Source organism: Croceibacterium salegens (assembly GCF_009827435.1).
Classification (GTDB): domain Bacteria; phylum Pseudomonadota; class Alphaproteobacteria; order Sphingomonadales; family Sphingomonadaceae; genus Croceibacterium_B; species Croceibacterium_B salegens.
The window spans coordinates 122037-147650 of record NZ_WTYM01000057.1 but is presented as its reverse complement, the minus strand read 5'-3'; the positions used below and the strand labels follow the sequence as shown (position 1 = coordinate 147650).

22 protein-coding genes are annotated in these 25614 nt (G+C 66.7%); 11 read left to right on the top strand and 11 right to left on the bottom strand.

The genetic code is table 11. The features are described 5' to 3' along the window. On the bottom strand, positions 1-1601 hold a 1601-nt coding region (locus GRI89_RS14885), incomplete at its 3' end, for a carboxyl transferase domain-containing protein (RefSeq protein WP_328598283.1). 139 nt (positions 1602-1740) lie between these two features. Here GRI89_RS14885 and GRI89_RS14880 point away from each other — a divergent pair. Next, positions 1741-2376, top strand: coding sequence for a DUF1326 domain-containing protein (locus GRI89_RS14880; RefSeq protein ID WP_159797335.1), 636 nt, complete (start codon positions 1741-1743; stop codon positions 2374-2376). Beyond that, the gene (locus GRI89_RS14875) at positions 2373-3182 is read left to right on the top strand and encodes a DUF2182 domain-containing protein (RefSeq protein ID WP_159797332.1); all 810 of its coding nucleotides are present in this window, start codon (positions 2373-2375) and stop codon (positions 3180-3182) included. The genes GRI89_RS14880 and GRI89_RS14875 overlap by 4 nt, the downstream gene beginning before the upstream one ends. On the opposite strand, the gene GRI89_RS14870 is transcribed toward GRI89_RS14875, so the two are convergent. From GRI89_RS14870 to GRI89_RS14855, 4 genes are all read right to left on the bottom strand, one after another. Beyond that, positions 3183-4247 carry an alpha/beta hydrolase gene (locus tag GRI89_RS14870; RefSeq protein ID WP_159797330.1) on the bottom strand — a complete coding sequence of 355 codons (1065 nt, stop codon included), beginning with the start codon at positions 4245-4247 and terminating at the stop codon, positions 3183-3185. Beyond that, on the bottom strand, positions 4247-5257 hold the full coding sequence (locus GRI89_RS14865) for an alpha/beta hydrolase (protein WP_159797328.1): 1011 nt from the start codon (positions 5255-5257) through the stop codon (positions 4247-4249). Before GRI89_RS14865 ends, GRI89_RS14870 begins: the two co-directional genes overlap by 1 nt. Before the next feature lie 135 nt (positions 5258-5392). Beyond that, a complete protein-coding gene (locus tag GRI89_RS14860) occupies positions 5393-6061 on the bottom strand; it encodes a TrmH family RNA methyltransferase (RefSeq protein WP_328598285.1) in 669 nt (222 codons plus the stop codon). Between the two features lie 17 nt (positions 6062-6078). Beyond that, entirely contained in the window at positions 6079-7239 is a 1161-nt protein-coding gene (locus tag GRI89_RS14855; RefSeq protein ID WP_159797324.1) for an acyl-CoA dehydrogenase family protein, read from the bottom strand. A gap of 142 nt (positions 7240-7381) precedes the next feature. On the opposite strand from GRI89_RS14855, the gene GRI89_RS14850 reads away from it, so the two are divergent. Beyond that, positions 7382-8884 (top strand): sensor histidine kinase, encoded by a 1503-nt coding sequence (locus tag GRI89_RS14850; RefSeq protein ID WP_235913425.1) that lies wholly within the window; start codon positions 7382-7384, stop codon positions 8882-8884. Here GRI89_RS14850 and GRI89_RS14845 read toward each other — a convergent pair. The 3 genes from GRI89_RS14845 to lgt are packed head-to-tail and all read right to left on the bottom strand — an operon-like array spanning position 8881 to position 12113. Further along, a complete protein-coding gene (locus GRI89_RS14845; RefSeq protein ID WP_159797320.1) occupies positions 8881-10149 on the bottom strand; it encodes an MFS transporter in 1269 nt (422 codons plus the stop codon). The genes GRI89_RS14850 and GRI89_RS14845 overlap by 4 nt on opposite strands. 9 nt (positions 10150-10158) lie before the next feature. Then, positions 10159-11208 carry a class I SAM-dependent methyltransferase gene (locus GRI89_RS14840; RefSeq protein ID WP_159797318.1) on the bottom strand — a complete coding sequence of 350 codons (1050 nt, stop codon included), beginning with the start codon at positions 11206-11208 and terminating at the stop codon, positions 10159-10161. Then, positions 11208-12113, bottom strand: coding sequence for a prolipoprotein diacylglyceryl transferase (gene lgt, locus GRI89_RS14835; protein ID WP_159797317.1), 906 nt, complete (start codon positions 12111-12113; stop codon positions 11208-11210). Before lgt ends, GRI89_RS14840 begins: the two co-directional genes overlap by 1 nt. 104 nt (positions 12114-12217) lie before the next feature. Here lgt and GRI89_RS14830 point away from each other — a divergent pair, with 104 nt between their 5' ends. The 3 genes from GRI89_RS14830 to GRI89_RS14820 all read left to right on the top strand — a co-directional run bounded on the left by GRI89_RS14830 (position 12218) and on the right by GRI89_RS14820 (position 16781). Next, positions 12218-14974, top strand: coding sequence for a [protein-PII] uridylyltransferase (locus GRI89_RS14830; protein ID WP_159797315.1), 2757 nt, complete (start codon positions 12218-12220; stop codon positions 14972-14974). Between the two features lie 177 nt (positions 14975-15151). Further along, positions 15152-16192 carry a rod shape-determining protein gene (locus GRI89_RS14825; RefSeq protein WP_407924984.1) on the top strand — a complete coding sequence of 347 codons (1041 nt, stop codon included), beginning with the start codon at positions 15152-15154 and terminating at the stop codon, positions 16190-16192. Positions 16193-16256: 64 nt separating this feature from the next. After that, positions 16257-16781, top strand: a complete 525-nt coding sequence (locus tag GRI89_RS14820; RefSeq protein ID WP_159797311.1) for a GNAT family N-acetyltransferase — start codon at positions 16257-16259, stop codon at positions 16779-16781. Here GRI89_RS14820 and GRI89_RS14815 read toward each other — a convergent pair. After that, positions 16723-17400, bottom strand: coding sequence for a YggS family pyridoxal phosphate-dependent enzyme (locus GRI89_RS14815; protein ID WP_159797309.1), 678 nt, complete (start codon positions 17398-17400; stop codon positions 16723-16725). The two genes, GRI89_RS14820 and GRI89_RS14815, sit on opposite strands and share 59 nt — an antisense overlap. On the opposite strand from GRI89_RS14815, the gene GRI89_RS14810 reads away from it, so the two are divergent. The 5 genes from GRI89_RS14810 (at position 17399) to GRI89_RS14790 (ending at position 22917) form a co-directional block, all read left to right on the top strand. Continuing rightward, positions 17399-17956, top strand: a complete 558-nt coding sequence (locus tag GRI89_RS14810) for a thiamine phosphate synthase (protein ID WP_159797307.1) — start codon at positions 17399-17401, stop codon at positions 17954-17956. The two genes, GRI89_RS14815 and GRI89_RS14810, sit on opposite strands and share 2 nt — an antisense overlap. Positions 17957-18130: 174 nt before the next feature. Continuing rightward, a complete protein-coding gene (locus GRI89_RS14805) occupies positions 18131-20455 on the top strand; it encodes a DNA translocase FtsK (protein ID WP_159797305.1) in 2325 nt (774 codons plus the stop codon). A gap of 6 nt (positions 20456-20461) precedes the next feature. After that, on the top strand, positions 20462-21715 hold the full coding sequence (locus tag GRI89_RS14800) for a SulP family inorganic anion transporter (protein ID WP_159797303.1): 1254 nt from the start codon (positions 20462-20464) through the stop codon (positions 21713-21715). 31 nt (positions 21716-21746) lie between these two features. Continuing rightward, positions 21747-22232, top strand: a complete 486-nt coding sequence (locus GRI89_RS14795; RefSeq protein ID WP_235913439.1) for a nuclear transport factor 2 family protein — start codon at positions 21747-21749, stop codon at positions 22230-22232. A gap of 187 nt (positions 22233-22419) precedes the next feature. Then, positions 22420-22917, top strand: a complete 498-nt coding sequence (locus GRI89_RS14790) for a GFA family protein (RefSeq protein WP_159797299.1) — start codon at positions 22420-22422, stop codon at positions 22915-22917. 139 nt (positions 22918-23056) lie between these two features. On the opposite strand, the gene yihA is transcribed toward GRI89_RS14790, so the two are convergent. Both yihA and yidC read right to left on the bottom strand, forming a co-directional pair. After that, on the bottom strand, positions 23057-23689 hold the full coding sequence (gene yihA, locus GRI89_RS14785; RefSeq protein ID WP_407924983.1) for a ribosome biogenesis GTP-binding protein YihA/YsxC: 633 nt from the start codon (positions 23687-23689) through the stop codon (positions 23057-23059). 114 nt (positions 23690-23803) lie between these two features. Continuing rightward, positions 23804-25597: a membrane protein insertase YidC gene (gene yidC, locus GRI89_RS14780; RefSeq protein ID WP_328598282.1), complete on the bottom strand. Its 1794-nt coding sequence runs from the start codon at positions 25595-25597 to the stop codon at positions 23804-23806. Between the last annotated feature and the right edge of the window lie 17 nt (positions 25598-25614).

The following is a 25614-nucleotide window of genomic DNA, read 5'->3' as shown; positions in this document are numbered from 1 at the left end:
TACATCCGGAACACGCCGAACTTCGGCTGTTCGGGGATCGGGGCTTCAAGCGTCGCGGAAAGGGCGAGGCCGAGGACGTCGCGGGTCTGGACCGGGTCGATCACGCCGTCGTCCCACAGGCGGGCGGTGGCGTAGTAGGGATTGCCCTCGCTCTCGTACTTGTCGCGGATCGGGGCCTTGAAGGCCTCCTCTTCCTCCTTGCTCCGCTTGTCGGCGTCGCGGTGGACGGTGGCGAGGACGCTGGCGGCCTGTTCGCCGCCCATCACGCTGATCCGCGCATTGGGCCAGGTGAACAGGAAGCGCGGGCCATAGGCGCGGCCGCACATGCCGTAGTTGCCGGCCCCGAAGCTGCCGCCGATGACCACGGTGATCTTGGGCACCTGAGCGGTGGCGACCGCGGTGACCAGCTTGGCGCCGTGCTTGGCGATGCCTTCGGCCTCGTATTTGCCGCCGACCATGAAGCCCGAGATGTTCTGCAGGAACAGCAGCGGGATGCCGCGCTGGCAGGCGAGCTCGATGAAGTGCGCGCCCTTCACCGCGCTTTCCGAGAACAGCACGCCGTTGTTGGCGAGGATCGCCACCGGCATGCCCCAGATGTGGGCGAAGCCGCAGACCAGCGTGGAGCCGTAGTGCGCCTTGAACTCGTGGAACTCGCTGCCGTCGACCAGCCGGGCGATGACCTCGTGCACGTCGTAGGGTGCGCGGACATCCTCGGGAATGATCGAATAGAGGTCTTCGGCGTCGAACTTCGGCGGGCGCGATTCCTTGAGGTCGAGGCTCGCGCCCTCGTTCGCGCCGAGATGGCTGACGATATCGCGCACGATGGTCAGCGCATGCTCGTCGTTCTCGGCGAGGTGGTCGACCACGCCCGATTTCTTCGCATGAAGGTCGCCGCCGCCGAGGTCCTCGGCGCTGATTTCTTCGCCCGTCGCGGCCTTCACCAGCGGCGGGCCGGCGAGGAAGATCGTGCCCTGGTCGCGCACGATCACGCTCTCGTCGCTCATCGCCGGGACGTAGGCGCCGCCCGCGGTGCATGAGCCCATCACGCAGGCAATCTGCGGGATGCGCTCGGCGCTCATCTGCGCCTGGTTGTAGAAGATCCGCCCGAAGTGCTCGCGATCGGGAAAGACCTCGGCCTGGTAGGGCAGGTTCGCCCCGCCGCTGTCGACGAGGTAGATGCACGGCAGGCGGTTCTCGCGGGCGATCTCCTGTGCGCGCAGATGCTTCTTGACCGTCATCGGGTAGTAGCTGCCGCCCTTCACGGTCGCATCGTTGGCGGCGATCATCACCTGCCGGCCCGAGACGCGGCCGATCCCGGCGATGATCGAGGCGCCCGAGACGTCGCCTTCGTACATGCCGTTGGCGGCAAGCTGGCCGATCTCGAGGAACGGGCTGCCGGGATCGAGCAGCCGCTCGATCCGCTCGCGCGGCAGCAGCTTGCCGCGGCTGGTGTGCCGCTCGCGCGCCTTCTCGCTCCCGCCAAGCGCGGCCTCGGCGACCTTGGCCCGAAGTTCCTCGGCGAGCGCGCGGTTATGCGCCGCGCGCGCCTGCGCGTCGGGGCTGGCGAGGTCGAGCTTGCTCTCGAGTGTCGGTGCGCTCACGCGGTCCTTCCCAATTCGTTTCAGGCGTGACTAGGCTGCCGGCCCGCGACTGGCAACGTTCGTGACGCCGAGGTCGCCGAGGACGCCAACTTGTGCTAACCAACGCGCAATGGTCGACTGAACTGCAAGGAGAAGTCGCATGACGTACTGGGTTCTCAAGGGTCGCGAGCTGGCCAATTGCAACTGCGAGTACGGCTGCAACTGCCAGTTCGGCGGATTGCCCGACAAGGGCGGCTGCCAGGCGGTTTTCGCGATGGATATCGACGAGGGCCACCACGGCGACACCGACCTGTCGGGGCTTAAGATCGCCGCGGTGTTCCACTGGCCCGGACCGATCCACGAAGGCCATGGCGAGGCCGTCGCCTTCGTCGACGAACGCGCCACCGAGGCCCAGCGCAACGCCCTGCTGACGATCATGACCGGCGGCGATACCGACCCGTTCGCGACCGTGTTCGCGGTCTTCGCCTCGACCGTCGAAAAGATGCACGAGCCGCTGTTCGTTCCGATCGAATTCACGGTCGATGTCGAGGAGCGGACCGGCCGCCTGCACATCGCCGGGCATGTCGACATGGAGGGAACCCCGATCAAGAACGCAGTCAGCGGCGCTCCGGTGCGGGCGCAGATCTGGCTGCCCGATGGGTTCGAGTATGAAGTCGCCGACGTCGGTTCGGGCACCAGCAAGTCGACCGCGCCGATGCAGATCGAGCATTCCGACAGCTACGCCCAGTTCGCTCACCTGCACCTCGACAGCCACGGAGTCGTTCGCGCCGCATGACCTCGCCGGTCGAGGCGCTGCTACGGCGCCATCGGATAGTTACCATCGCGGCGCTGGCCGTGCTCACGCTCATCGCCTGGGCGTGGCTGTGGGCGGGTGCAGGGATGGGCATGACCCCGCGTTTCGACTTCGATTTCTCGCCCGCTCCCCCTGCACCGCCGGCCATGCCCGGCATGGACATGAAGCCTGCCGTCGACCCGGCGCTGGCGCGCGTCCCGCTGGTGTTCTCGATGTGGTGGGTGATGATGGTGGCGATGATGCTGCCGGCCGCCGCGCCGGTCATCCTGATTTACGCCACGGTGAGCCGGAACATGATGCCGGGCGCACCGGTTGCAACCGGCTCGTTCCTGGCGGGCTACCTGACGATCTGGGCCTTCTTTTCAATTGTCGCGGCCCTTGCGCAGGTCTGGCTCGAGGATTCGAGCCTGCTCGAACCGATGCGCATGGCGCCGGTCGGCCACTGGTTGCCGGCGGCCCTGCTTTTTGTAGCGGGCCTCTACCAGCTCAGCCCGTTCAAGGAGGTCTGCCTCGAGCATTGCCGCAACCCGGCGTCGTTCCTTTCGCGGCACCTGCGACCGGGCAGGGCCGGCACCTTCCGGACCGGCGCGGTCCACGGCGCGTACTGCCTCGGCTGTTGCTGGCTGCTGATGGCACTGCTGTTCGTCGGCGGGGTGATGAACCTTGCGTGGATTGCCCTGCTGACCCTGCTTGTGGCCGGCGAGAAGCTGCTGCCGCGCGGCCGCCTGCTGTCGCTGGCGGCCGGCGCGGGCTTCATCGTCTGGGGCGGAGCGCTCGCGCTCGCCTGATCACTTCATCTGCAGGTGCTTGGCGAAGTACGGCAGCACCAGGCTGGAGAAGCGCTCGCCGATCTTGTCGGTGTGGGTGCCGGGATAGATCTCGAACGCATTGGCGATGCCGAAGGCGGCGATTTCCTCGCTGAGCGCCTTGTCCTGCGCGTTGAGGCCGTCCTTGTCGCCGACGTCCGAGGCGATGGCGTCGTAGCTCCTCAGCGCATCGACATGGCCCGGGACCATCGCCAGCGGCGAGTTGGCGGACCACTTGGCGATCACCAGTTCGTCGACCTTGCCGTCTGCTCCCAGCGGGAAGTCGGCGTAGAACGGCGGGTTCTTCGGGTTCGGCGACCACGCGGTCATCGAGGCGAGGCCCGCGCGCATGCCGAAGCCCGAAGCATCGACACCGTCGATCGGTACCGCACCCATGGCCGTCGCGCTCTCGACCGTCTCACCGCGAGGGGTCACGCAGCAGGCACTCTGCGCCCAGATCGAATCGAACACGCCGGGATAGCTCATCGCCGTGACCCAGGTGCCGTATCCGCCCATCGAATGCCCGGCGAGCCCGCGGCCGTCCTTGGAGGCGATCGTACGATAATGCGCGTCGATATAGGCGACGAGGTCCTTCGCGACGAACTCGCGGAAGTTCCCGGTCGTGACCGAGTCCGAGTACATCGAGCCGCCCATCCTGGTCAGCGTGTCGGGCACCACGACGATGAACTCGTTGCCCTGTGCGGCGTTGTCGGCGACCGCCTTGGGCACGTTCATGTAGTTGTAGAAGTTGCGCCCATCGATGGCGAAGCCGTGGAGGTAATAGACCACCGGATAGCGCCGGTTCGGCTCCTTGCCGTAGCTCGGCGGCAGCACGACCATGACCTCGCGGTCGGGGCTGTTGCCTTCGAGATTGCCCTCCAGCGAAGCGCCGTGGACCTTCGGGCTCTCGACCGTGATGCCTTCCGGAATCGTCGGGGCGGGCGCGGTGATGTTCACGAAGGCGGGCCGGCCCGGGGGCGGACCGGCGTTCTGCGCGGCAAGCGGGGCGGCGAGGACGAGCGCGAGCGTCGCGGCCGGGATACGCATCAGCGGGCTTTCTCCAGGTGCTTGGCGAAGAACGGCAGCAGCTCGCTGCGTATGCGCGCGGCAATGCGGTTGCCGTGGTCGCCGTCATAGTTGGTCCACGAATGCTCGACGCCATAGTGGGTGAGCTGTTCGTGCAATTGCTGGTTCTGGGCGAGCAGGAAGTCCTTGTCGCCGATGTCGAGCGCGATGGCGTCGAAGCTCTTCAGCGCCTGCAGGTGGCTCGGCACCCAGGCGAGCATCGCGTTGGCGGCGAGCTTGGCGTTGACCAGCGGGTCGACCTTGCCGTCATCGGTCATCGAGGTGTCGATGTAGAGCGGCGGGTTCTGCGGATCGGGCGCCCATGTCGCGAGCGTCGAGACCCCGGCCAGCCCGCCGAAGTCGGCCTTGGCGGCATCTTCGTCGGTCATCGCCGCGGCCTTCTGCATCGCTTCGGGCGTGACGCTCATCGGCGAAAGGCAGCAGGCGCTCATGGCGAACAGGCTGTCGAAGGTCTCGGGGTAGGTCATGCCGATGCGCAGCGTGCCGTAACCGCCCATCGAATGGCCCGACAGCCCGCGCCCGGCGCGCGTCGCGATGGTGCGGTAGTGCGAGTCGACCCAGGCGACGAGGTCCTTGCCGACCATGTCCTGGTAGTTCCCGACCGTCGGCGAGTTCGAGTAGAACCCGCCCTTCAGCTTGGAATGGCCGTCGGGCATGACGAGGATCACCTCGTTGCCCGCTTCGGCGGCACCCTGCACTGCCTCCTCGAACTTGGCCATGTCCTCGTACATCTGCGGCGTCGCCCAGTAGCCGTGGAGGAAATAGACCACCGGATAGCGCTTGTTCGGATGCTCGTCGTAGCCGGGCGGGGTCACGACCAGCACGGTGCGGTTCGCCGAGTTGCCCTCGACGTTTCCTTCCATCGCCGGGCTGTGCATCGTCTGCCAGCTGAGCCGCGCCTTGTCCTGCGCCGCGGCCGGTGCAGCAGCCAGCGCCAGCGCCCCCGCAAGCGTTGCGATCAAAGCTTTCATCTGTGTTCCCCTCCAACAAGACCAGGCGCCGACCGGTTCATTCCCGGTCGGCTTTGCGCCTAATCTCATTACTTCCGGCCGCGATGTCGAGTAATATTCTGTCGCACAAATCGCGCTGGCGAGAAGGCAAGGGTCCTATTTGCGCGCTTCCTCACGCCCCATGACGGTCGGCAGCGGAACCGCACGTTCTCCGCGCTTGTCCCGTTTGCGGTACTTGCTCTGGTATTCGCGCCGCAGCTTGGTGACCTCGTAGAGCACGATGCCGGACGAAGTACCGAGATTGAGGCTTTCGATCATACCGAACATGGGAATGGCCACGCAGCCGTCGCTGCGCTCGATCGCACGGTCGCTTATGCCTCGAGACTCGTTGCCAAACCAGACGGCCAACTTGGTATGTTCGGTGTAGTCGCCTTCGTGCAGGTAAACGTTTTCCTTGCCCTTCACGTGCGGCGAAGTGACCAGCGAGCGGAAGTTCTTCTTTTCGAGATGGTCGAAGCAGTCATCCGTGCTGTCGAACCGCTTCACGAAGCTCCACTTCACCGCCGACACCGAGGTGCCTGAGAGTGAGGGCCTTTCGCGCATATCCTGCCAGTCTTCGGGCAGCGTCTTGCGCGGATCGACGACGTAGACCTTCTCGACTCCGAGCGCGTTCACGTTGCGGATCACCGTCCCGATATTCTTGATGTCCATCGGGTTTTCGATGACCGCAATCAGGTTCCTGCACACGAACGGCTTGATCGCGTTTGCCCGGGCGCGGACGGACGGCTTGGACTTCTTCTGCTCAGGCTCTTCGCCTTCCACCACTGGCAACGCGACCCTCCTCAAGCCCCGATCAGCTCGCGGCCGATCAGCATGCGCCTGATTTCATTCGTTCCCGCCCCGATGTCGAGCAGTTTCGCATCGCGAAGGTAGCGTTCCACGGGCCAGTCGGTGGTGTAACCGGCCCCGCCGAGCGCCTGGATCGCCTCTCCGGCGACACGGAAGGCGTTCTCCGAAGCGAGCAGGATAGCGCCCGCGGCGTCGAAGCGCGTGGTCTTGCCGGCATCGCAGGCCCGGGCGACGGCGTAGGTGTAGGCGCGGGCCGATTGCAGCGCGACATACATGTCGGCGACCTTGGCCTGCATCAGCTGGAAGTGGCCGATCGCCTTGCCGAACTGGTGCCGCTCGCGGACGTAGGGGATCACCGTGTCGAGGCAGGCCTGCATGATGCCGAGCTGGACCCCGGCAAGCACCGCGCGCTCGTAGTCGAGGCCGCTCATCAGCACTCGCACGCCCTGCCCGACTTCGCCGAGCACGTTGGCTTCGGGCACGTGGCAGTCCTCGAACACCAGCTCGCTGGTCGGCGATCCGCGCATGCCGAGCTTGCCGATCTTCTGCCCTGGCGAGAAACCCTCGAAATCCTTCTCGATCAGGAAGGCGGTGATGCCCTTGCTGCCGGCCGCCGGGTCGGTCTTGCCGTAGACAACAATGGTGTCGGCGTAATGGCCGTTGGTAATCCAGAACTTGGTTCCGTTGAGGACGTAGCCGCCCTGCACCGCCTCGGCCTTGAGCTTCATCGAGACGACGTCCGAACCTGCGCCCGGCTCGCTCATCGCCAGCGCGCCGACGTGTTCGCCGTTGATCAGCTGCGGCAGGTACTTCGCCTTCTGCTCCGCCGTGCCCCAACGCGCGATCTGGTTGACGCACAGGTTGGAATGCGCGCCGTAGCTGAGGCCGACCGAGGCGCTCGCCCGGCTCACTTCCTCGATCGCAACGACGTGTTCGAGATAGCCGAGCCCCAGCCCGCCATCGGCTTCCGCGACGGTGATTCCGTGCAGGCCAAGTTCGCCCATCGCTTCCCACAACTGTTCGGGAAAGCGATCCTCGCGATCGATCGACTCGGCCAGCGGCGCGATCTGCTCGTCGGCAAACCGGGCCACGGTCTCGCGGATCATTTCGGCGTTTTCGCCAAGGGCGAAGTCGAAGTCGGGAGTAGCGCGCATAATTGTCCTCTTCGCTCCGGCCCATAGCAAGGGCGTGCCACCTCGCAAACCGGTTTCAATCGCAACCGTCTTGCGGCTGTTTATATCGGATTCACTTTGACTGAGCGCATAGCATGCTATGAATGCCACCGAGGGCTCCGCATTGGAAACGATCGATCTTCGACCGTGGTCTACTGGACCGGCAGCCGCACGTGCGAACGCGGTAACGGGCGAACGCGCCTGGTTGCTGGCGGCCTATGGCCTTGACTCGCTCGAGGACGATCCGGAACTCGAGTCCATAGTCAAATTCGCAGCCGGGCTGTGCGAGACCAAGTCTTCGCTCATCACCCTGGTCAGCGACGACAGCCAGCGCTTCATCGCCCGCAAGGGCATCAGCGGCCGCGAAGGCCCGCGCAACAGCTCGATGTGCGCCGAAGCGATGCTGGTCGACGGGGTGATGGAAGTGCTCGACGCGGCCGCGGACGAGCGCTTCGCCGACAATCCGCTGGTCACCAGCGCGCCGCACGTGCGCTTCTATGCCGGCCATTCGCTTGTCGACGACGATGGCAACCGCCTCGGCGCACTCTGCGTGGTCGATACCGAAACCCGGCCGCAGGGCCTGACACAATTGCAGAAGCAGGGACTGGCCGTGCTGGCGTCGGCAGTCATTCGGCGCCTGCATCACCGCAAGGAAGAGCTGGTGGTCGCGTCGGAGACCGGGCACCGCGAAGCGCTGCTGCGCGGCCTGGCGGATTCGATGCCGGCGATCGTCTGGTCGTCCGACGCCGACGGGAAGTTCGATTACTTCAATCGCTACCTCGAGGAATTCACCGGCAATCCGGACTGCTACGACGGTGAAAACGTCCACCCTGACGACCTCGGGCCCTGCACCGAAAAGTGGGTCCACTCGCTGCGCACCGGCGAGCCGTACGAGGTAGAGCACCGCATCCGCCGGCGGGACGGAATGTACCGCTGGATGATGGCGCGCGCTGCGCCGGTGAGGGACGAGGACGGCAAGATAATTCGCTGGTTCGGGACCGCGGTCGACATTCACGACGTGCACGAGATCTCCGCCAGCCGCGACCTGCTGGCACGCGAGCTGTCGCACCGGATCAAGAACATCTTCGCGGTCGTCTCCGGGCTGGTCTCGCTGAAGGCGCGCAAGTCGCCCGAGAACCGTGAATTCGCCGACGAGCTGATCGGCACCATCGTGGCGCTCGGCAGGGCTCACGATTACGTCCGCCCGACCGGGACGCTGGTTGAGGACAACCTGCACGGCCTGCTTGGCGAACTCTTTGCGCCCTACGACACCGGTTCCATGGCGCGGGTCCGGGTCAGCGGCGACGATTGCGCCATCTCCGGCCGCGCGGCGACCCCGCTGGCGCTGGTGTTCCATGAACTGGCGACAAACTCGGCCAAGTACGGAGCGCTGGCCGCCGCGAGCGGGCACGTCGAACTCGAAGTTCGCGACACGGGCGACGACCTGCGGCTGACCTGGTCCGAACACGGCGGCGCCCAGCCCAAGCAGGCCCCGGCGGAAGGGTTCGGCTCGCGCCTCGTCGAAATGAGCGTGACCGGCCAGCTGGGCGGGTCGTGGCAACGCGACTTCGAACCCGATGGGCTGGTGGTCGAGTTCGAAATCCCGAAAGAATCGATCGCCAACTAGGCCGCGTGCGCCGGCGCGGTCTCGCGCATCGTCACGAAGACCGGCAGCGCGGCGACCGCGACCACCGCGATCATGATCCCGGGCACTTGCGGTGCGCCGGTGCGCTCGACCAGCAGTTGCGCCATCCACGGCGTCAGCCCCCCGAACACCGCGGTCGCCAGGGTGTAGCCGAGCCCGAGCCCGCTGGCCCGGCTCTCCTCGCTGAACTGTTCGCCGCAGGCGATTGCGCCGACCGCGCTCATCCCGCCCGCGACCAGCGCCAGCACCAGCGCACCGGCCAAGGCCTCGTTCACGGTTCCACCGGCCATCAGCGTGAACAGCGATATCGGCAGCACAGCGCTGAGCACGGCGATGACGACAAGCGCGGGCTTGCGCCCGAAGCGGTCCGCCAGCAGACCGACCAGCGGGGTGACGAGGATCACCGCCACCGCCGCGGCTGTCGAGAGCCACAGCGCCCGCTCCTCTCCCAGCGTGCCGGTCGTTTCGAGGAAGGCGGGGACGTAAGTGATGCCGACATAGAAGGTAATCGAGCCGAGAGCGGAGATGGCGAAGGCGCGAAGCAGCGCCGAACGCTGCCGGGTGATTGCGTGGCGTATCGGGTTGGCATGAAGCGCTTCATTCGCGTGCAGTTCGAGCCAGTCGGGCGATTCCTCCATCGATTGCCGCGCGAACCACACCCCGCCCGCCAGCGCCGCACCGACGAGGAACGGGACGCGCCAGCCCCAGCTCGCCAGTTGCGCTTCGCTGGTCAGGCTGACGGTCAGCGCCGCGACCCCGACGGCGAGCAGGGCGCCGACTTCGCTCGATGCCGCGGCAAGGCTGGCGATGAGCCCGCGGCGGCGCGGGTCGGCCCCTTCGAGCAGGTAGGCGATCACCCCGGTGTACTCGCCGCCGACCGAGAACCCCATCACGCAGCGCAGGCCGAACAGGAGCCATGCAGCGGCAATCCCGACTTGCCCGTAGGTCGGCAGCAGCGCGGTGAGCAGCATCGCCAGCGACATCACCGCCATCGAAATGAGCAGCATCGGCCGCCGCCCGTGCCGGTCGCCGATATGCCCGAACACCGCCGCGCCGACCGGGCGCATCAGGTAGGCCAGCGCAAAGCCCATCAGCGTGGTGACCAGCGCCGCTTCCCCGCCGCCGAAGAACACTCGCGCCAGCACGGTCGAGAAGTAGAGGTAGAGCGTGAAGTCGTACCACTCGACCACGGTCGAGAACGCAGCGACGGCGAGCGAAGTGTGAGAGACCCGGTGGCTTGTGGCCATCCGCGGACCCTAGCCGTACCCTACGCCGTCCGGCCACCCCGGCGCGGCAAGTCCCATGACCTTGAACAGTTCGCCCATCTGGTCCCGGTCGACCAGCCGGTGCATCGCCGAATGGAGCGCTTCCCGGTGCTGCGGAGCGTATTCGCTGAGCGCTTCGGCGCGGCCCTCGATGCCAAGCGCCTTGAGCCACGCGCCCTGTTCGACCGTGCCGAGCCAGCGCGCCTCGCGCGATTCCGCGACCCGGGCGAGGGCGTGAAAATCGACGTGCGCCGTCAGGTCCGCCTCGCCGGGGTTGGCGAAGGCATCGACCTTGCGATGCCCCTTCACCGCCTGGAAGGTCGAGCCGGTGCGTTCCTCGGCGTGGCCGTAGTCGATCAGCAGCGCGGCGCCGCCCTGATGCACCAGCCGCCCGGCGATCTCGTAGACGATCGCCGCCGCCGCGGGGCAGGTTTCGAGCAGCGTGCCTTCGGGCAGGCCGCGGCGCGCCTCGGGCACGGCGGCGTCCATCGGGCGCGGTCCGGGAGCGCAGGCGAATTTCTCGCCCTCGGGCACCACGACAAGCTCGCGCCAGCCCGCTTCGGTCTTGAGCAGCTGGCTGATCGGCAGGGCATCGAGGAACTCGTTGGCGACCAGCAGCATCGGCCCGTCCATCGGCACGCGCGACAGGTCGGCGTGGAACTGGGCGTCGGGCACCGCCGCGAGCTGCAGCTCCTTGAGCGGGGTCGAGGTCTCGACGAAATGCACCTCGGGCTCGAGGCCGTAGCGCTTCATCGCCCGCAGCGCATCGCGCGCCAGCGTGCCGCGGCCCGGCCCGAGTTCGACGTACATCACCGGCCATTCGCGCCCGGCGCGGATCCACATGTCGGCCAGCCACAGGCCGATCAGCTCGCCGAACATCTGGCTGATCTCGGGCGCGGTGATGAAGTCGCCCTCTTCGCCGAGCGGGTCGGCGCTGGTGTAGTAGCGCGCGTTGGCCTCGGCCATGTACTGGGTCAGGCTGATCGGGCCCGTCGCGGCGATGAGCCGGCGAAAGACGTCCCCAAGCGGCTGTTCGTTCATCACCCGGCCGCTGCGGCCCCCGCTCCGGAGGCGAGCGGCGGACGGCGCAGCGCCCAGACGATCACCGCGATGCTGGCAAGGATCAGCGGGATCGACAGCCACTGGCCCATGCTGAGCCCGGTGCGCATGGCGAAGTCGGTGAGCTGCTCGTCTGGCTGGCGGAAGAATTCGACGATGAAGCGCGCGCTGGCAATCAAGGCCGTAAAGGTGCCGACGAGGATGCCGGGGCGGAAGCGCGCGCGAGTCTTCCAGAACAGCGGCAGCATGATCGCGACGACCAGCGCGCCTTCGAGCAGCGCTTCGTAGAGCTGGCTGGGATGGCGGGCGACTGCTCCGCCGCCGGGGAAGACCATCGCCCACGGCACCGCGCTTTCGACCGGGCGACCCCACAACTCGCCGTTCACGAAGTTTGCCAGCCGTCCGAAGAACATGCCGAAGCCGACGTTGACCGAGATGTAGTCAGCGATACGGATGAAGGAGAGCTTGTTGCGCCAGCTGACCCAGGCGATCGCCACCAGCACGCCTATTACGCCGCCGTGGAAGCTCATCCCCCCGTCCCACAGGCGCAGCAGGTCCCAGCTGACGAATTCTTCCGGGGTGAAGTGGGTGAACAGGCTCGGCTTGCCGGTCTCGCCGCCGGTGTAGAACAGCGCATAACCGAGCCGCCCGCCAAGGATCACGCCCAGCGTGCAGTAGAAGAACAGGTCGTCGACATGGCGCTGCGCCATCGGCGCGCCGGGCGCCTTGATCATCTTCGAGACGTGCCAGTAGGCGAGCAGTAACCCCGCAAGGTAGGCCAGCGAATAGAAGCGCAGCGTTAAGGGACCGATCGGGATACCCGGACGCAGGCCGAGGTCGGCCCAGTGGATTGCGTCGCTGGCGGTGACGGCAAGAATGTCGAACATCGATCGTGGAATTCCCTCGGTTCGCAGGCCCCTTGCCACATGGCGGCGGGGGGCGAAAGGGGCGCTCGCATTGCAAGCGGCGCGGCATTCTCTATGTCGAGGGCATGAGTGCGATAGCCAACCAGCGGGCCATCATCGACCGCCGTGCGCTTGCCGGGGCCATATCAGCGGCCGTGGCCGAGCACGGCATGCCCAAGGCGCGGCAGAAAGTGATCGAGCTGCTGCGCAACGCGCTGCACGACGGCCGCGCCGAAGTCGCCCGCCGCCTGGCCGAACATCCCAGCGCCGGGCACGAGGTCGCCTATAGCCAGTCGTTCCTCATCGACCAGCTGATCCGGGTCATGCACGACCACGTGATCGAGGACGTCTATCCGGCGGGCAACCGCTCTTCCGGCGAGCGGCTCGTGCTGATCGCGGTCGGCGGATACGGCCGCGGCGAGATGGCGCCGCATTCGGACATCGACATCGCCTTCATCACCCCGGGCAAGACCACGGCCTGGTGCGAACAGGTGATCGAGGCGATGCTCTATTACCTCTGGGACCTCGGCCTGAAGGTCGGCCATTCGAGCCGTTCGCTCGACGAGATGGTGCGCATGGCCAAGAGCGACCTGACGATCCGCACCGCGCTGCTCGAAGGGCGCTATCTGTGGGGCGACCAGGAGCTCTACGACGAGGCGAGCCGGCGCTTCTGGGCCGACGTCGTGCCCGGCAGCCAGGCGCAGTTCGTGTCCGAGAAGCTGTCCGAACGCAACGCCCGGCACAAGCGCATGGGCGACAGCCGCTACGTCGTCGAACCCAACGTCAAGGACGGCAAGGGAGGCTTGCGCGACCTCCAGACGCTGTACTGGATCGGCAAGTACCTGCACCGCGTGAAGAGCGCCGCCGAGCTGGTCGACGCCGGACTGTTCACCCGCAAGGAATACCGCACCTTCCGCCGCGCCGAGGGCTTCCTGCTGGCGGTGCGCTGCCACCTGCACGTCATCACCCGGCGCGCCGAGGACCGTCTCACCTTCGACCTGCAGCGCGAAGTCGCGCGGCGGATGAATTTCGCCGACCGCCCGGGCAAGAGCGCGGTCGAACGCTTCATGCAGTACTACTTCTTGCAGGCGCGGCAGGTCGGCAGCCTGACCGGCGTGTTCCTCGCCCACATCGACGAGGAAATGGCGAGCAAGCGGCGCGCGCGCGGGCTGCTCGCCGGGTTCCGCCAGCGCTCCCGCATGCTCAAGGGCTACAGGGTCTTCGGCGGGCGCATCGCGGCGCCGTCGGACGACTGGTTCGTCAAGGACCCGGTGCGGCTGATCGAGGTCTTCCAGCTCGCCGAGGAGCATTCGCTGGAAGTTCACTCCGAGACCATGCGCATGGCGACGCGCGACGTGAAGTGCATCGACCAGGCGGTGCGCGAGGACCCGCGCGCCAACGAGCTGTTCATCAAGCTGCTGACCGGCCGCAACGACCCGGAAACGGTGCTGCGCTGGATGAACGAGGCCGGGGTGTTCGGCCGCTTCGTGCCCGACTTCGGTAAGGTCGGCGCGCAGATGCAGTTCGACATGTACCACCACTACACGGTCGACGAGCACACCATCCGCGCGATCGGCCTGCTCGCGGCGATCGAGAAGGGCGAGCACCGCGTCGACCACCCGCTGGCGAGCGAGATCATCCCGCAGCTCGGCAATCGCCGGGTGCTCTACGTCGCCACGCTGCTGCACGACATCGCCAAGGGCCGGGGCGGCGACCATTCGGTGCTCGGCGCCGAGGTCGCGCTGCACCTGTGCCCGCGTTTCGGGCTCGACGAGGGCGAGACCGAACTGGTCAGCTGGCTGGTGCGCTGGCACCTCTTGATGAGCGCCACCGCGTTCAAGCGCGACCTCGCCGATCCCAAGACCATCCTCGACTTCGTCACCCAGGTCGAAAGCGTCGAGCGATTGCGCCAGTTGCTGGTGCTGACCGTGGTCGATATCCGCGCCGTCGGGCCGGGCATCTGGAATTCGTGGAAACGCCAGCTTCTCGGCGATCTCTACGAACTGGCGCTAGAACAGCTTCGCCTCGGCTACAAGTCGACCCGCCGGGCGGAACAGATCGCCGCCAAGAAGGAGCACGTCGGCGAACTGCTCGGCGTCAACGCGGACCTGATCGACAAGCTGGCGAGCCGCTTCGACGACGCCTACTGGATCGCCGAGCCCGAAGACATCATCGCGCTCAACCTCGTGCACTATGCCGCGGCCAAGGAGCTCGAGCACAAGCTGTCGATCCACACCGAATACTACGCCGCGCGCGGCGCGACGCTGGTGACGGTTATCGGCGACGACCACCCCGGCCTGTTCTTCCGCGTCGCCGGGGCGATCCACCTTGCCGGCGGCAACATCATCGACGCGCGGATCCACACCAACCGGGCCGGCAAGGCGGTCGACAACTTCCTCGTCCAGGACCCGCTCGGCAATCCGTTCAAGGAGCAGGAGCAGCTCGATCGGCTGCAGAAGTCGATCGAGGACGCGCTGGCCGGCAAGATCGAGCTCGTGCCGCAGCTGGCCAAGCGGCCGCTCGCGCGCAACCGCGCCGACAGTTTCGAAGTGCGCCCCCGGGTCGATTTCGACAACACCGCTTCGGGCCGATTCACGGTCATCGAGGTTTCGGCGCGCGACCGCCCGGCGCTGCTCAACCGCCTCGCCCGGTCGCTGTTCGAGAGCAAGCTGATGGTCAATTCGGCGCACATCACCAACTATGGCGAGCGCGCCGCGGACACCTTCTACGTCACCGACCTGCTCGGCGGGAAGGTGACGACCAAGGACCGACTCAAGGGCATCGAGGCCGCCCTGCTCGACGCCGCGAGCGACGAACGCCAGCGCGAAAGCGAAGCCGCCTGAACTTGTTGCCCTATCGCTTCGCTGCTTGAGGGCGAGGGTCCCGCTCGATTCAACCAATTCACCGCACCGCACATCGCTTTGTGGCGATCCGGTCAATCTGGTTAATATGCGCGACAGGTTTGCTCGCTGATCGCCGTCCCGAGCGCATGGGCGCATGGGGAAAGGCGAATCACCGCAATGTCATTAATGGGTTTTTTCCCGTTCCGGGCGGCCGATCTGGCGATCGACCTCGGGACGGCCAATACTGTTGTCTACCTCAAGGAACACGGGATCGTGCTGGCCGAACCGTCGGTCGTCACGCTCGAGACGATCAACGGCATACGCCGCGTGCGCGCCGTCGGTGACGACGCCAAGCTGATGATGGGCAAGACGCCCGACAACGTCGAGACGATCCGGCCGCTGCGCCACGGGGTCATCGCCGACCTCGAAGTGGCCGAGGAAATGATCCGCCACTTCGTCGCCAAGGCCAAGGCCAACGCCGGTGTCCGCCTGCGTGGCAGCCCCGAAATAGTGCTGTGCGTGCCGGCCAATTCGACCAGCGTCGAACGCCGCGCGATCCGCGATGCGGCAAGCAACGCCGGGGCGCGGCAGGTCTCGCTGATCGACGAGGCGATGGCCGCGGCGATCGGCGCCGACCTTCCGGTGACCGAGCCCTACGGCTCGATGGTCGTCGACATCGGCGGCGGCTCGACCGAAGTCGGGGTGCTTTCGGTCGGCGGGCTCGCGGTCACGCTTTCGACCCGCATCGGCGGCGACCAGATGGACGAAGCCATTTCGGGCTGGGTGCGGCGCAATCACAACCTCATCATCGGCGAGGCGACCTCGGAGCGCATCAAGATGGAGATCGGCGCCGCGACCATCGCCGGTGCGCTGCGCGAGATGGCCATTCGCGGCCGCGACGTGGTGCGCGGCGTGCCGACCGAGACGACGATCTCGCAGGAGGAAGTCGTCGAGGCTTTGCGCGAGACGGTCGGCCAGGTGGTCGAGACCGTGCGCCAGGCGCTCGAGATCACTCCCCCGGAAATCGCCGCGGACATCATCGAGGGCGGCATCGTCATGACCGGCGGCGGCGCGCTGCTCGAAGGAATCGACACGGTAATCTCGGAGGCCACCGGCCTGCCCGTCACCATCGCCGAGGATCCGCTGATGTGCGTCGCCCGCGGCGCCGGACGGGCGCTCGAGGACGTGCCGTACCGCGGAGTTCTGCACGCCGTGTAACGAACCCCTGTCGGGTTTTGTGCAGCGCTGCTATATCGCTGCAATGGGGCGTGCGGATTTTGTGTTGGAAGAACAGCGGGCAGCGCATGCGGCAGAGCTCTATGCGCTGCTCACCGAGTCTGCACTGCACGAGTTCACCGACAGCGATCCGCCATCGAGCGCGGAGTGGCTCGAAGCGCGCTTCCGTCGCCTCGAAAACCGCTGTTCGCCCGACGGAACGCAGCAGTGGCTCAACTGGGTCATCCGCACGGCCGAGGGCAAGGCGGCGGGGTACGTGCAGGCGACGGTCAACGCCGAAGGCAGCGCCGAAATCGCCTTCGTGCTTGGGCTGCCCTACTGGGGACGGGGCCTGGCCGAAATGGCCAGTGCGCAGATGATGGACATCCTCGTCCGCAGGCACGGCGTGACCCGCTTCACCGCGACGGCGGACACCCGCAATGCGCGGTCGGTCAGGCTGCTCGAACGGCTCGGCTTCAAGCGGGTCGGGAGCGGAGATTCAAGGGACGCATCGTTCGAGTGTCGGGCGGCGGCTATTCGCGCTCCCCGAAAAGCGCCGTCCCCACCCGAACGTGAGTCGCGCCAAGCATGATCGCGGTCTCGTAGTCGCCGCTCATTCCCATGCTGAGCTTGCCGAGGCCGTTATCGCGGGCGAGCTTGTCGAGAAAGGCGAAAAACGGGGCGGGCTCGATGCCGAGCGGGGGCACGCACATCAGGCCGACCACCGGGATCCCCGCCTCGCGCGCGCTGGCAATGAGCGCGGGCACCTCGCCGATCGGACAGCCGCCCTTCTGCTCTTCCTCGCCGACATCGACCTGGACGAAACACGGAACCTGCCGCCCGGCCCTGGCCATCGCCTTGCCGAGCGCGGCGACGAGGCTCGGCCGGTCGAGCGAATGGATGCAGTCGAACAACGCGACCGCATCCTCGGCCTTGTTGGATTGCAGCTGGCCGACGAGGTGCAGCTCGATATCGGGATAGCTCTCGCGCAGTGCCGGCCATTTGGCCTGCGCTTCCTGAACGCGGTTCTCGCCGAACACACGCTGTCCCGCTTCGATCAAGCGCTTGATCGACACCGAATCGTGCATCTTGCTGACCGCTACGAGCGTCACTTCGCCCACCTCGCGCCCCGCGACCTTGCAGGCGTGGGCGATGCCTTCGTGGACGGCTTCGAGGCGGGAGGCAGCGGATTGGGTATGGGTTTCGGCCATGAGGCGGCGCTATAGCGCAGCGATGCCCGGTTTCCAGCGCTTCCCTGACCTGTGGCTGCTCTCCGACGAGCGCAACGACAGCGGTCTCGAGGCGGCGCTCACCCGCCTTCCGCGTGGTTCGGGGTTCATCTACCGCCATTACCACCTGCCCCCGGCCGAGCGCGTGGCGCGCTGGTACACGCTCCTCCGCCTGGCCCGCGCCCGCGGCCACGTGGCGATCCTCGCCGACAGCACGATGACCGCGCGCGAATGGGGCGCCGACGGTGCTTACGGCGCGCCGCTCGCGCTCTACCCGACCCGCGACCTGCTCACGCTCGCCACCGCACACAACCTCGCCGAAATCGCCCAGGCCAACCGGGCGCAGGCCGACGCGGTCCTGCTCTCGCCCGCGTTCCCGACCCGCTCGCATCCCGATGCTCCCTCACTCGGCCCGCTGCGATTCCGGTTGCTTGCGGCGCAGGCGCGGATGCCGGTGATAGCGCTCGGAGGCATGACGGCGCACACCGCCCACCGCCTCGACTGGCCCCGCTGGGCGGCAATCGACGGGTTGAGCTAAGGTTCACCTCGGGCCGCAGGCCCGCAAGCGCGAACGCGCGCCCGCAGCGAGGGCAGCTTGCCTGCCCAGAAGCGAGGAAAGCCAAGGGGCCGGACGGCCCCGCCGGCGTTTGAGGCCGAACATATTGACCCCGAGTCCCCGGTCTGCGATTCTCCGTCGGAAAGGGATCGAGACATGGCGACACGGGCAAAGGCACAGCCGGTGGACTGGCGCGCGGCATTTCGCCGTGCGGCGGCGCGCGCCTTGCAGATGACGGGCAGCGTGCTGCTCTACGCCTTCACCGTGTTCCTGCTGCTGGCGCTGTTCTCCTACGAGCAGACCGATCCCTCGTTCTCGACCGCCGCTGGCGAGCCGGTGGCCAACTGGATGGGCCGCACCGGGGCCTGGGTGGCCGACATGGCCTACCTCGTCTTCGGCATGGTCGCCTACCTGCTGCTGCCGCTGAGCTACGTCTTCGCCCGCAAGCTGTGGAGCGACGCCGAGGAGGAAGAGACGCCGCACGGTTTCCGCTGGTGGCGCACGGTCATCATGATGCTGGTCGGCATGGCGCTGCTCGGCACGGTGCTGGCGCTGGTGACCGATCCGCAGAAGTGGGACCGGCCGGCCGGGTACGGCGGGCTGACGGGGCTGCTCGGCGCGGGCGCGATTGAGGCGGTCGCCGGGCGCGTGCCCGAAGCGGCGCGGTTCTGGACCATTCTCGGCAGCGGCCTCGCCGCGCTCGGGATCGGCGCGTTCCTGGTCGGGCGGGTCTTCGCCTTCGACTGGGCGCAACTGCTGGCCCTGCCGAACGCATTGCGGCGCATGCCCTCGCTGCCGCGCTCGGAAAACCCGTTCAAGCCGCAGAAGAAGGACCGCCCCGCGCGCGAGCCCCGGCCCGACGCGCTGGCCGAAGTCGCCAACCGCAGGCCGCCCGAAATCACCGACCCGAAGAGCGCCGCCAAGCCCGCCCGGATCGGCAAGAAGGGCACGCAGAAGGACCTCTTCGCCGACTACGAGCTGCCGAGCCTCGACCTCCTCGCCGACCCGCCGCCCGAAAAGGGCCCGAAGCTCGACAAGCTGGCACTCGAACGCAACGCCCGCCTGCTCGAAACCGTGCTCGACGACTTCAACGTCAAGGGCGAGATCACCGCGGTCCGCACCGGCCCGGTGGTGACGATGTACGAGCTCGAACCCGCGCCGGGCATCAAGGCCAGCCGCGTGGTTGGCCTCGCCGAAGACATCGCTCGCAACATGAGCGCGATCAGCGCCCGCGTTTCGCCGATCCCGGGCAAGACCGTGATGGGCATCGAGCTGCCCAACGCCGACCGCCAGACGGTCAGCTTCAAGGAACTCGCCGCCTCCGAGGCGTTCCAGGAGCACAACGGCGCGCTGCCGATCATCCTCGGCAAGGACATCGCCGGCGAGCCGATCGTCGCCGACCTCGCCGCCATGCCGCACCTGCTGGTCGCCGGCACCACCGGCTCGGGCAAGTCGGTCGGGCTAAACGCCATCCTGCTCTCGCTGCTCTACCGCTTCACGCCCAACGAATGCCGGCTGATCCTGGTCGATCCCAAGGTGCTCGAGCTCAAGAGCTACGACGACATCCCGCATCTCCTCAGCCCCGTGGTGACCGAGCCGCACAAGTCGGTCCGCGCGCTCAAGTGGGCGGTCGAGGAGATGGAGAAGCGCTACCGCATGATGAGCGACATCGGCGCGCGCAATATCGGCGGCTTCAACGAACGCATCAAGACCGCCATCGCCAAGGGCAAGCCGCTCGGCCGCCGGGTGCAGACCGGCTTCGATCCCGAAACCGGCGAGGAGATCTACGAGGAAGAGCAGCTCGATTACGAGGTGCTGCCGCAGATCGTGCTGATCGTCGACGAGCTGGCCGACCTCATGGTCACGGTCGGCAAGGAAATCGAGGTTCTGATCCAGCGCCTCAGCCAGAAATCGCGCGCCGCCGGCATCCACCTCATCATGGCGACGCAGCGCCCCTCGGTCGACGTCATCACCGGCGTCATCAAGGCGAACCTGCCGACCCGCATCAGCTTCAACGTCACCAGTCGCATCGACAGCCGCACGATCCTCGGCGAACAGGGCGCCGAACAGCTGCTCGGCAAGGGCGACATGCTCTACAAGCCGAGTTCGGGCGCGCTGACCCGCGTGCACGGCCCGTTCGTGTCCGACGAGGAAGTCGAGCAGGTCGCCGAGCACTGGCGCGGCCAGGGCGAGCCCGACTACGTCGACAGCGTCACCGAGGAACCCGAGGACGGCGGCTTCGCCTTCGAGGACGAATTCACCGCCTCCGACAATCCGGACGAGCGCCGCTATCGCCAGGCCTGCCAGATCGTGTGGGAGAACCAGAAGGCGTCCGGCTCGTGGCTCCAGCGCCAGCTCGGCGTCGGCTACAACACCGCCGCCAAGCTGATCGAGCGGATGGAGGAAGACGGCATCGTCGGCCCCGCCAACCACGTCGGCCGCCGCGACATCTACCGCGACCGGGATGGCAATCCGCTCTAGCCGCACATGAAGCCGAAGCTGCTCACGACCCTTGTCGGGTACGATCGGGAGCAGTTCCTGCGCGATTCCATCGCCGGCGGAACGGTAGCGCTGGTGGCGCTGCCGCTGTCGATTGCCATCGCCATTGCCTCGGGCGCGCCTCCCGCGGCAGGGTTAGTGACCGCGGTTGTCGGCGGCTTCCTGATTTCGGCGCTTGGCGGCAGCCGGGTGCAGATCGGCGGACCGACCGGGGCCTTCATCGTCGTGGTCTATTCGATCATCGCCAGGCACGGGCTCGACGGCCTTCTGCTGGCGACGCTCATGGCGGGCGGACTGCTGGTGCTCGGCGGGTTGCTGCGCGCCGGGCGGCTGATCCGGCTGATCCCCGAAGCCGTGATCGAAGGCTTCACCATCGGCATCGCGGTGGTCATCGCCGTGAGCCAGGTCAAGGACCTCGCCGGGCTGGTGACCGGGGCCATGCCGGCCGAATTCGGTCCCAAGCTCGCCGGGCTGTGGGCGGCGCGCGCGACCGTCGACTGGGCCGCGCTCGCTCTCGGCCTCGCCACCGTCGCGGGCATCGCACTGGTCCGGCGCTTCGCCCCGCAATTCCGCGCTCGCGCAGTCGTCGTGCTGGTGTTCAGCGCGCTCGCCTTCGTCGCCCTGCCCTCGGTCGATACCGTCACCAGCCGCTTCGGCGAGCTGCCGCACGGGCTGCCCTGGCCCTCGCTTCCACCGGTCTCCTGGCCGCTGGTCGTCGAACTCGCCCCGGCGGCGCTGACCATCGCGCTGCTCGCAGGCATCGAATCGCTGCTTTCCGCGCTGGTTGCCGACCGGATGATCGGCGGCGCGCACCGGTCCTCCGCCGAACTGCTGGCGCAGGGCGCCGCCAACCTTGCCGCGCCGCTGTTCGGCGGCTTGCCGGCGACCGGCGCGATCGCCCGTACCGCGACCAACGTCGATGCCGGGGGCCGTACCCCGGTCGCGGGCATGGTCCACGCGCTGCTGATCCTGCTGGCGATGGTGCTGTTCGCCCCGCTAGCGGGCGCGTTGGCGCTGCCCGCGCTCGCCGGGCTGCTCGTGGTGACCGCGTGGAACATGTCCGAGCCGCACCGCTGGCCCGAGCGGCTGGCGATGCCGAAGTGGGAGCTTGGCCTGCTGCTGCTGACCGCCGTCCTGACCGTGATGGTGGACCTGACGATTGCCATCGCCACCGGCACGGCGGCGGGCCTGGCGATACAAGCCTGGCAGCGGCGTGGTAACAGCGAGCCGGCCGCGCACTGACGCGGGCGCAAGGGGAGGGGCTGGAGTGAACATGCATCGCATCGCCATCGCCATCGCCGCCGCGCTTGCGCTGGCAGCCTGCTCTCAGCCCGGCAGCGAAGCCGCCGACCGCGCCGCGATCCACGACCTGCTGATGGATTACGGCAAGACCATCGACGCCCGCGACTTCGACGGTTTCGCCGCGCTGTTCGCCAGTGACGGGGTCTACGTCGGCGGAGCCGGGGGCGAGACCAGGGGCACGGAAGCGGGCGCGGCGATGAAGCAGACCTTCGCCGAGAACGCGCTCGGCTTCGGCGAGCTCAACTTCCACGTCTTCTTCAACGAGCAGGTCGAACTGACCGGCCCCGACAGCGCCACCGCCACCTCGAAGTCGTTCTTCATGGTCCCCGGCGAAGACGGCGCGCCGAAGCCCGCGCTGATGGCGGAATACCACGACACCATCGTGCGCCAGGACGGCAAGTGGAAGTTCTCCCGCCGCGAAGTGCATGGCCTGCTCCCCGCCCCTGCAAGACGCTAAGAGGTCTTCACTGGCCTAGTGGTGCAATCTCGCTCGACCCACGACGTCCTCAAACGGGTGAAACGCGGCTAACAGTGAGACCCCTTCCTCCAAAAAACGCATTCTTTGATTGGCTGGCGCCGAGAGCCATGATGGCTAAATCGGCTTCCAGTGTATATGGCTCGGTAGCGATCCAAGAATCGAAGCTATGCCCCTCCATTATTCAGGCGGTTGCACGCATCATCCGGTCAGCGTTTCGGCCGAGCCCATCGACAATCACGAGTGCCATTGCAATGTCTGCAAGAAGGTCACCGGCGAGCATACGACCCATGACGCCTTCTTTAATCACCTTGACGTTTCGACTGACAACGAAGCCGCGATGAAACGCGTGCCTTTCAACGCCGATAATCCAGACGGGCCTGTGGAGATTTGCCTCTGCGAGGAATGCAACACGGTGCTGATGCTCAATGACAGAAACAAGCGAATCCGCGTCGTGGTACCGAACGTGATGGGTTATGACGACGCGAGTTTTCCCAAAGCGACCTATCACGCATTCTGGGATGAGACGAAAGGCTACGCCCAGTCCGATGACGGACGCCCTGTGTACGGCGGCTTACGACCGGATTTCGTCTGGCCGGAAGGGCATGATTCCCACTCGTTTCGAAACTGCGCGAGCACTGAAATTGCGAATTCCGTGGAGGGGTGACGGTTGCTGCAATTGAGACCCGACAAGCGGGATTCCCGCTCTCGCGGGAATTACGATGGTTCTGGGATTGGAATGCCCGCTCTTGGATCGTTAGCCGACCGGCAGAATTCGGTGAATTCTGCCGGTTCCCAACAGGTTATCAGATCCTGACGTCGGTCAGAACCGCCGCGCGTAGTTCGTCAATGCCCAGCTTGGACTCCGAACTGGTCACGTGGATCTGCGGGTATGCTGCCGGGTGTTTCCTCGCTTCGGCCTCGACCTTAGCCAGCGTCGCGGCGAGGTCGCTGGCCTTGACCTTATCGGCCTTGGTCAGCACCAGCCGGTAGCTCACCGCCGTCTCGTCGAGCATGGTCATCATCTCGGCGTCGACCGGCTTCACGCCGTGGCGCGCGTCGATCAGGACCAGCGTGCGCTTGAGCACCGGGCGGCCGCGCAGGTAGGTGCGGACGAGCTGCTTCCACTTTTCGACCACCTTCACCGGGGCCTTGGCGAAGCCGTAGCCCGGCATGTCGACCAGCCGGAACTGCGTCGGTTCGCCGACCTCGAAGAAGTTGAGTTCCTGCGTGCGTCCCGGCGTGACCGACGTGCGTGCGATCGCCCGCCGCCCGGTCAGCGCGTTGAGCAGCGAGGACTTGCCGACGTTCGAGCGGCCGCAGAAGGCAACTTCGGGAACGTCGCCCTCGGGCAGGAACTTGAGCTGCGGGGCGGACAGCAGGAACTCGACCCGGCCGGAGAACAGCCGGGCGGCTTCTGCGGAAAGGTCTTCGCTCACGTCACTTCCTGTCGTCATTGCGAGCGACCACAGGTCGCGCCGCAATCGAGGGCTGATGCGTGCCGCCCTGGATTGCTTCGAGGCTTTGCCCCTCGCAATGACGAATGAGCAAGATCACCCCTCCAGCTTCCCGCGTTCCGCAGCCCTCGCCTTGTCGGCCTTGTCCTTATCTGCCTGCGCCTTCAACTGCGGGTGCTTCGAATAGAGGTACTGCTGCTGCGCCACCGAGAGTACGTTCGAGGTGATCCAGTAGAGCAGCAGGCCGGCCGCGAACGGCGCCATGACGAACATCATCACCCACGGCATGATCGAAAAGATCTGCTGCTGCACCGGGTCCATCGCCGACGGGTTGAGGCGGAAGGTCAGCCACATGGTCACGCCCAGCAGCAAGGCCAGCGGGCCGATCGCCAGGAAGCCCGGCACCGTGAAGTCGAGCAGGCCGAACAGGTTCAGCAGGTGCGCCGGGTCGGGAGCCGAAAGGTCCTTGATCCACAGCACGAATGGCTGGTGACGCATCTCGATCGACAGCAGCAGCGTCTTGTAGAGCGCGAAGAACACCGGAATCTGCACGAAGATCGGCAGGCAGCCCGACAGCGGATTGATCTTCTCGTCCCGGTAGAGCTTGCTCATCTCTTCCTGGAGCTTGACCTTGTCATCCTTGTAGCGATCCTGAAGCGCCTTCATCTTGGGCTGCACGGCGCGCATCTGTGCCATGCTGGCGAAGCCCTTCTGCGCCACCGGGAACATCAGGCCGCGAATGATGACGGTCAGCAGCATGATCGCCACACCGAAATTGCCGACGAGGTGGAAGAGCTCCTTGAGCAGCCAGAAGATCGGTTTCTCGAACCAGCGGAACCAGCCCCAGTCGATGGACAGGCCGAAGTTGCCTATGCCCTGGTCCTCGTAGGCGTCGAGCACGTCGCTTTCCTTGGCCCCGGCGAAGAGCCGCGTGGTGCGCGTCACCTGCTTGCCGGCGGCGACGGTGACCGGTTCGTAGATCATGTCGGCGCGGTAGTCCTGCTTGCCGAGCGCGCGGAAGTCGGTGGTCGTCGCCACGCCGACTTGCGGCACCAGCGCGGAGAGCCAGTAGATGTCGGTGAAGCCGATCCAGCCGGCCTTCCCCTCGGGCGTAACCTGCCGTGACTCGTCGAGATCATCGTAGTCGTAGCTGAAATTGACCGAGCCGCCGAACTGGCCGATCGGGCCCGACTGGACGTTCCAGGTGTCCTGGCTGGCGGTCTTGCTGGTGCGGTTGAGGAAGGCATAGGGCTGCGCGACCACCGGCGCGGACGAGGTGTTGGCCATCGTCTGTTCGGCGGTGAACATGTAGCGATCGTCGATCGAGAACACGGTGCGGAAGGTCTGCCCCTCGCCGTTGTCCCAGGTCAGCGTGACCGGGCTGCCGGGCGCAAGCGGGCCACCCGAGGTCTGCCACGGAGTCTTTGCGTCGGGCAGCTTGATGCCCTCACCCACCCAGCCGAACTGGGCGAACTGCTGCGCCGGAGTGCCCGCGGGCGAGAACAACTGGACCGGACCGGAATTCTTCTCAACCGACTGGCGGTGAGTCTTGAGCGTCACGTCGTCGATGCGCGCGCCGACCGGGTTGATCGAACCCGCCACTTCGGGAGCGTCGATCTTCACGCGGTCGGGAGCCTTGAGTTCGACCGCAAGGTCTTTCGCCTCGAGCGCGATGTCATCGGCGTTGGTGAGACCGCCATCGCGGCTACGGGCGCGCGAATTGATCGCGGGATCCGCATCGTCCGCGGGAATTTCCGCGCCGGCAGTGGCAACGGGTGCGTCGAGAGTTTTGTCCGGCTGCGGATAGAGCCGGTTCATGGCGAAATCCCAGCCGAAAAGCAGTGCCGCGCTCAGCACGACGGCGAGGATAAGGTTGCGCTGGTTGTCCACGAAAGATCCCTAGTTAC

Bases quoted from the DNA above. Each gene is read 5' to 3' on its own strand.
- GRI89_RS14805 (WP_159797305.1), top strand. From the start codon at position 18,131: ATGGCGACACGGGCAAAGGCACAGCCGGTGGACTGGCGCGCGGCATTT.
- GRI89_RS14830 (WP_159797315.1), top strand. From the start codon at position 12,218: ATGAGTGCGATAGCCAACCAGCGGGCCATCATCGACCGCCGTGCGCTT.
- GRI89_RS14840 (WP_159797318.1), bottom strand. From the start codon at position 11,208: ATGAACGAACAGCCGCTTGGGGACGTCTTTCGCCGGCTCATCGCCGCG.
- GRI89_RS14790 (WP_159797299.1), top strand. From the start codon at position 22,420: ATGCCCCTCCATTATTCAGGCGGTTGCACGCATCATCCGGTCAGCGTT.
- lgt (WP_159797317.1), bottom strand. From the start codon at position 12,113: ATGTTCGACATTCTTGCCGTCACCGCCAGCGACGCAATCCACTGGGCC.
- GRI89_RS14845 (WP_159797320.1), bottom strand. From the start codon at position 10,149: ATGGCCACAAGCCACCGGGTCTCTCACACTTCGCTCGCCGTCGCTGCG.
- GRI89_RS14825 (WP_407924984.1), top strand. From the start codon at position 15,152: ATGTCATTAATGGGTTTTTTCCCGTTCCGGGCGGCCGATCTGGCGATC.
- GRI89_RS14865 (WP_159797328.1), bottom strand. From the start codon at position 5,257: ATGAAAGCTTTGATCGCAACGCTTGCGGGGGCGCTGGCGCTGGCTGCT.
- GRI89_RS14875 (WP_159797332.1), top strand. From the start codon at position 2,373: ATGACCTCGCCGGTCGAGGCGCTGCTACGGCGCCATCGGATAGTTACC.
- GRI89_RS14880 (WP_159797335.1), top strand. From the start codon at position 1,741: ATGACGTACTGGGTTCTCAAGGGTCGCGAGCTGGCCAATTGCAACTGC.
- GRI89_RS14795 (WP_235913439.1), top strand. From the start codon at position 21,747: ATGCATCGCATCGCCATCGCCATCGCCGCCGCGCTTGCGCTGGCAGCC.
- GRI89_RS14800 (WP_159797303.1), top strand. From the start codon at position 20,462: ATGAAGCCGAAGCTGCTCACGACCCTTGTCGGGTACGATCGGGAGCAG.
- GRI89_RS14870 (WP_159797330.1), bottom strand. From the start codon at position 4,247: ATGCGTATCCCGGCCGCGACGCTCGCGCTCGTCCTCGCCGCCCCGCTT.
- GRI89_RS14810 (WP_159797307.1), top strand. From the start codon at position 17,399: ATGAGGCGGCGCTATAGCGCAGCGATGCCCGGTTTCCAGCGCTTCCCT.
- GRI89_RS14855 (WP_159797324.1), bottom strand. From the start codon at position 7,239: ATGCGCGCTACTCCCGACTTCGACTTCGCCCTTGGCGAAAACGCCGAA.
- GRI89_RS14815 (WP_159797309.1), bottom strand. From the start codon at position 17,400: ATGGCCGAAACCCATACCCAATCCGCTGCCTCCCGCCTCGAAGCCGTC.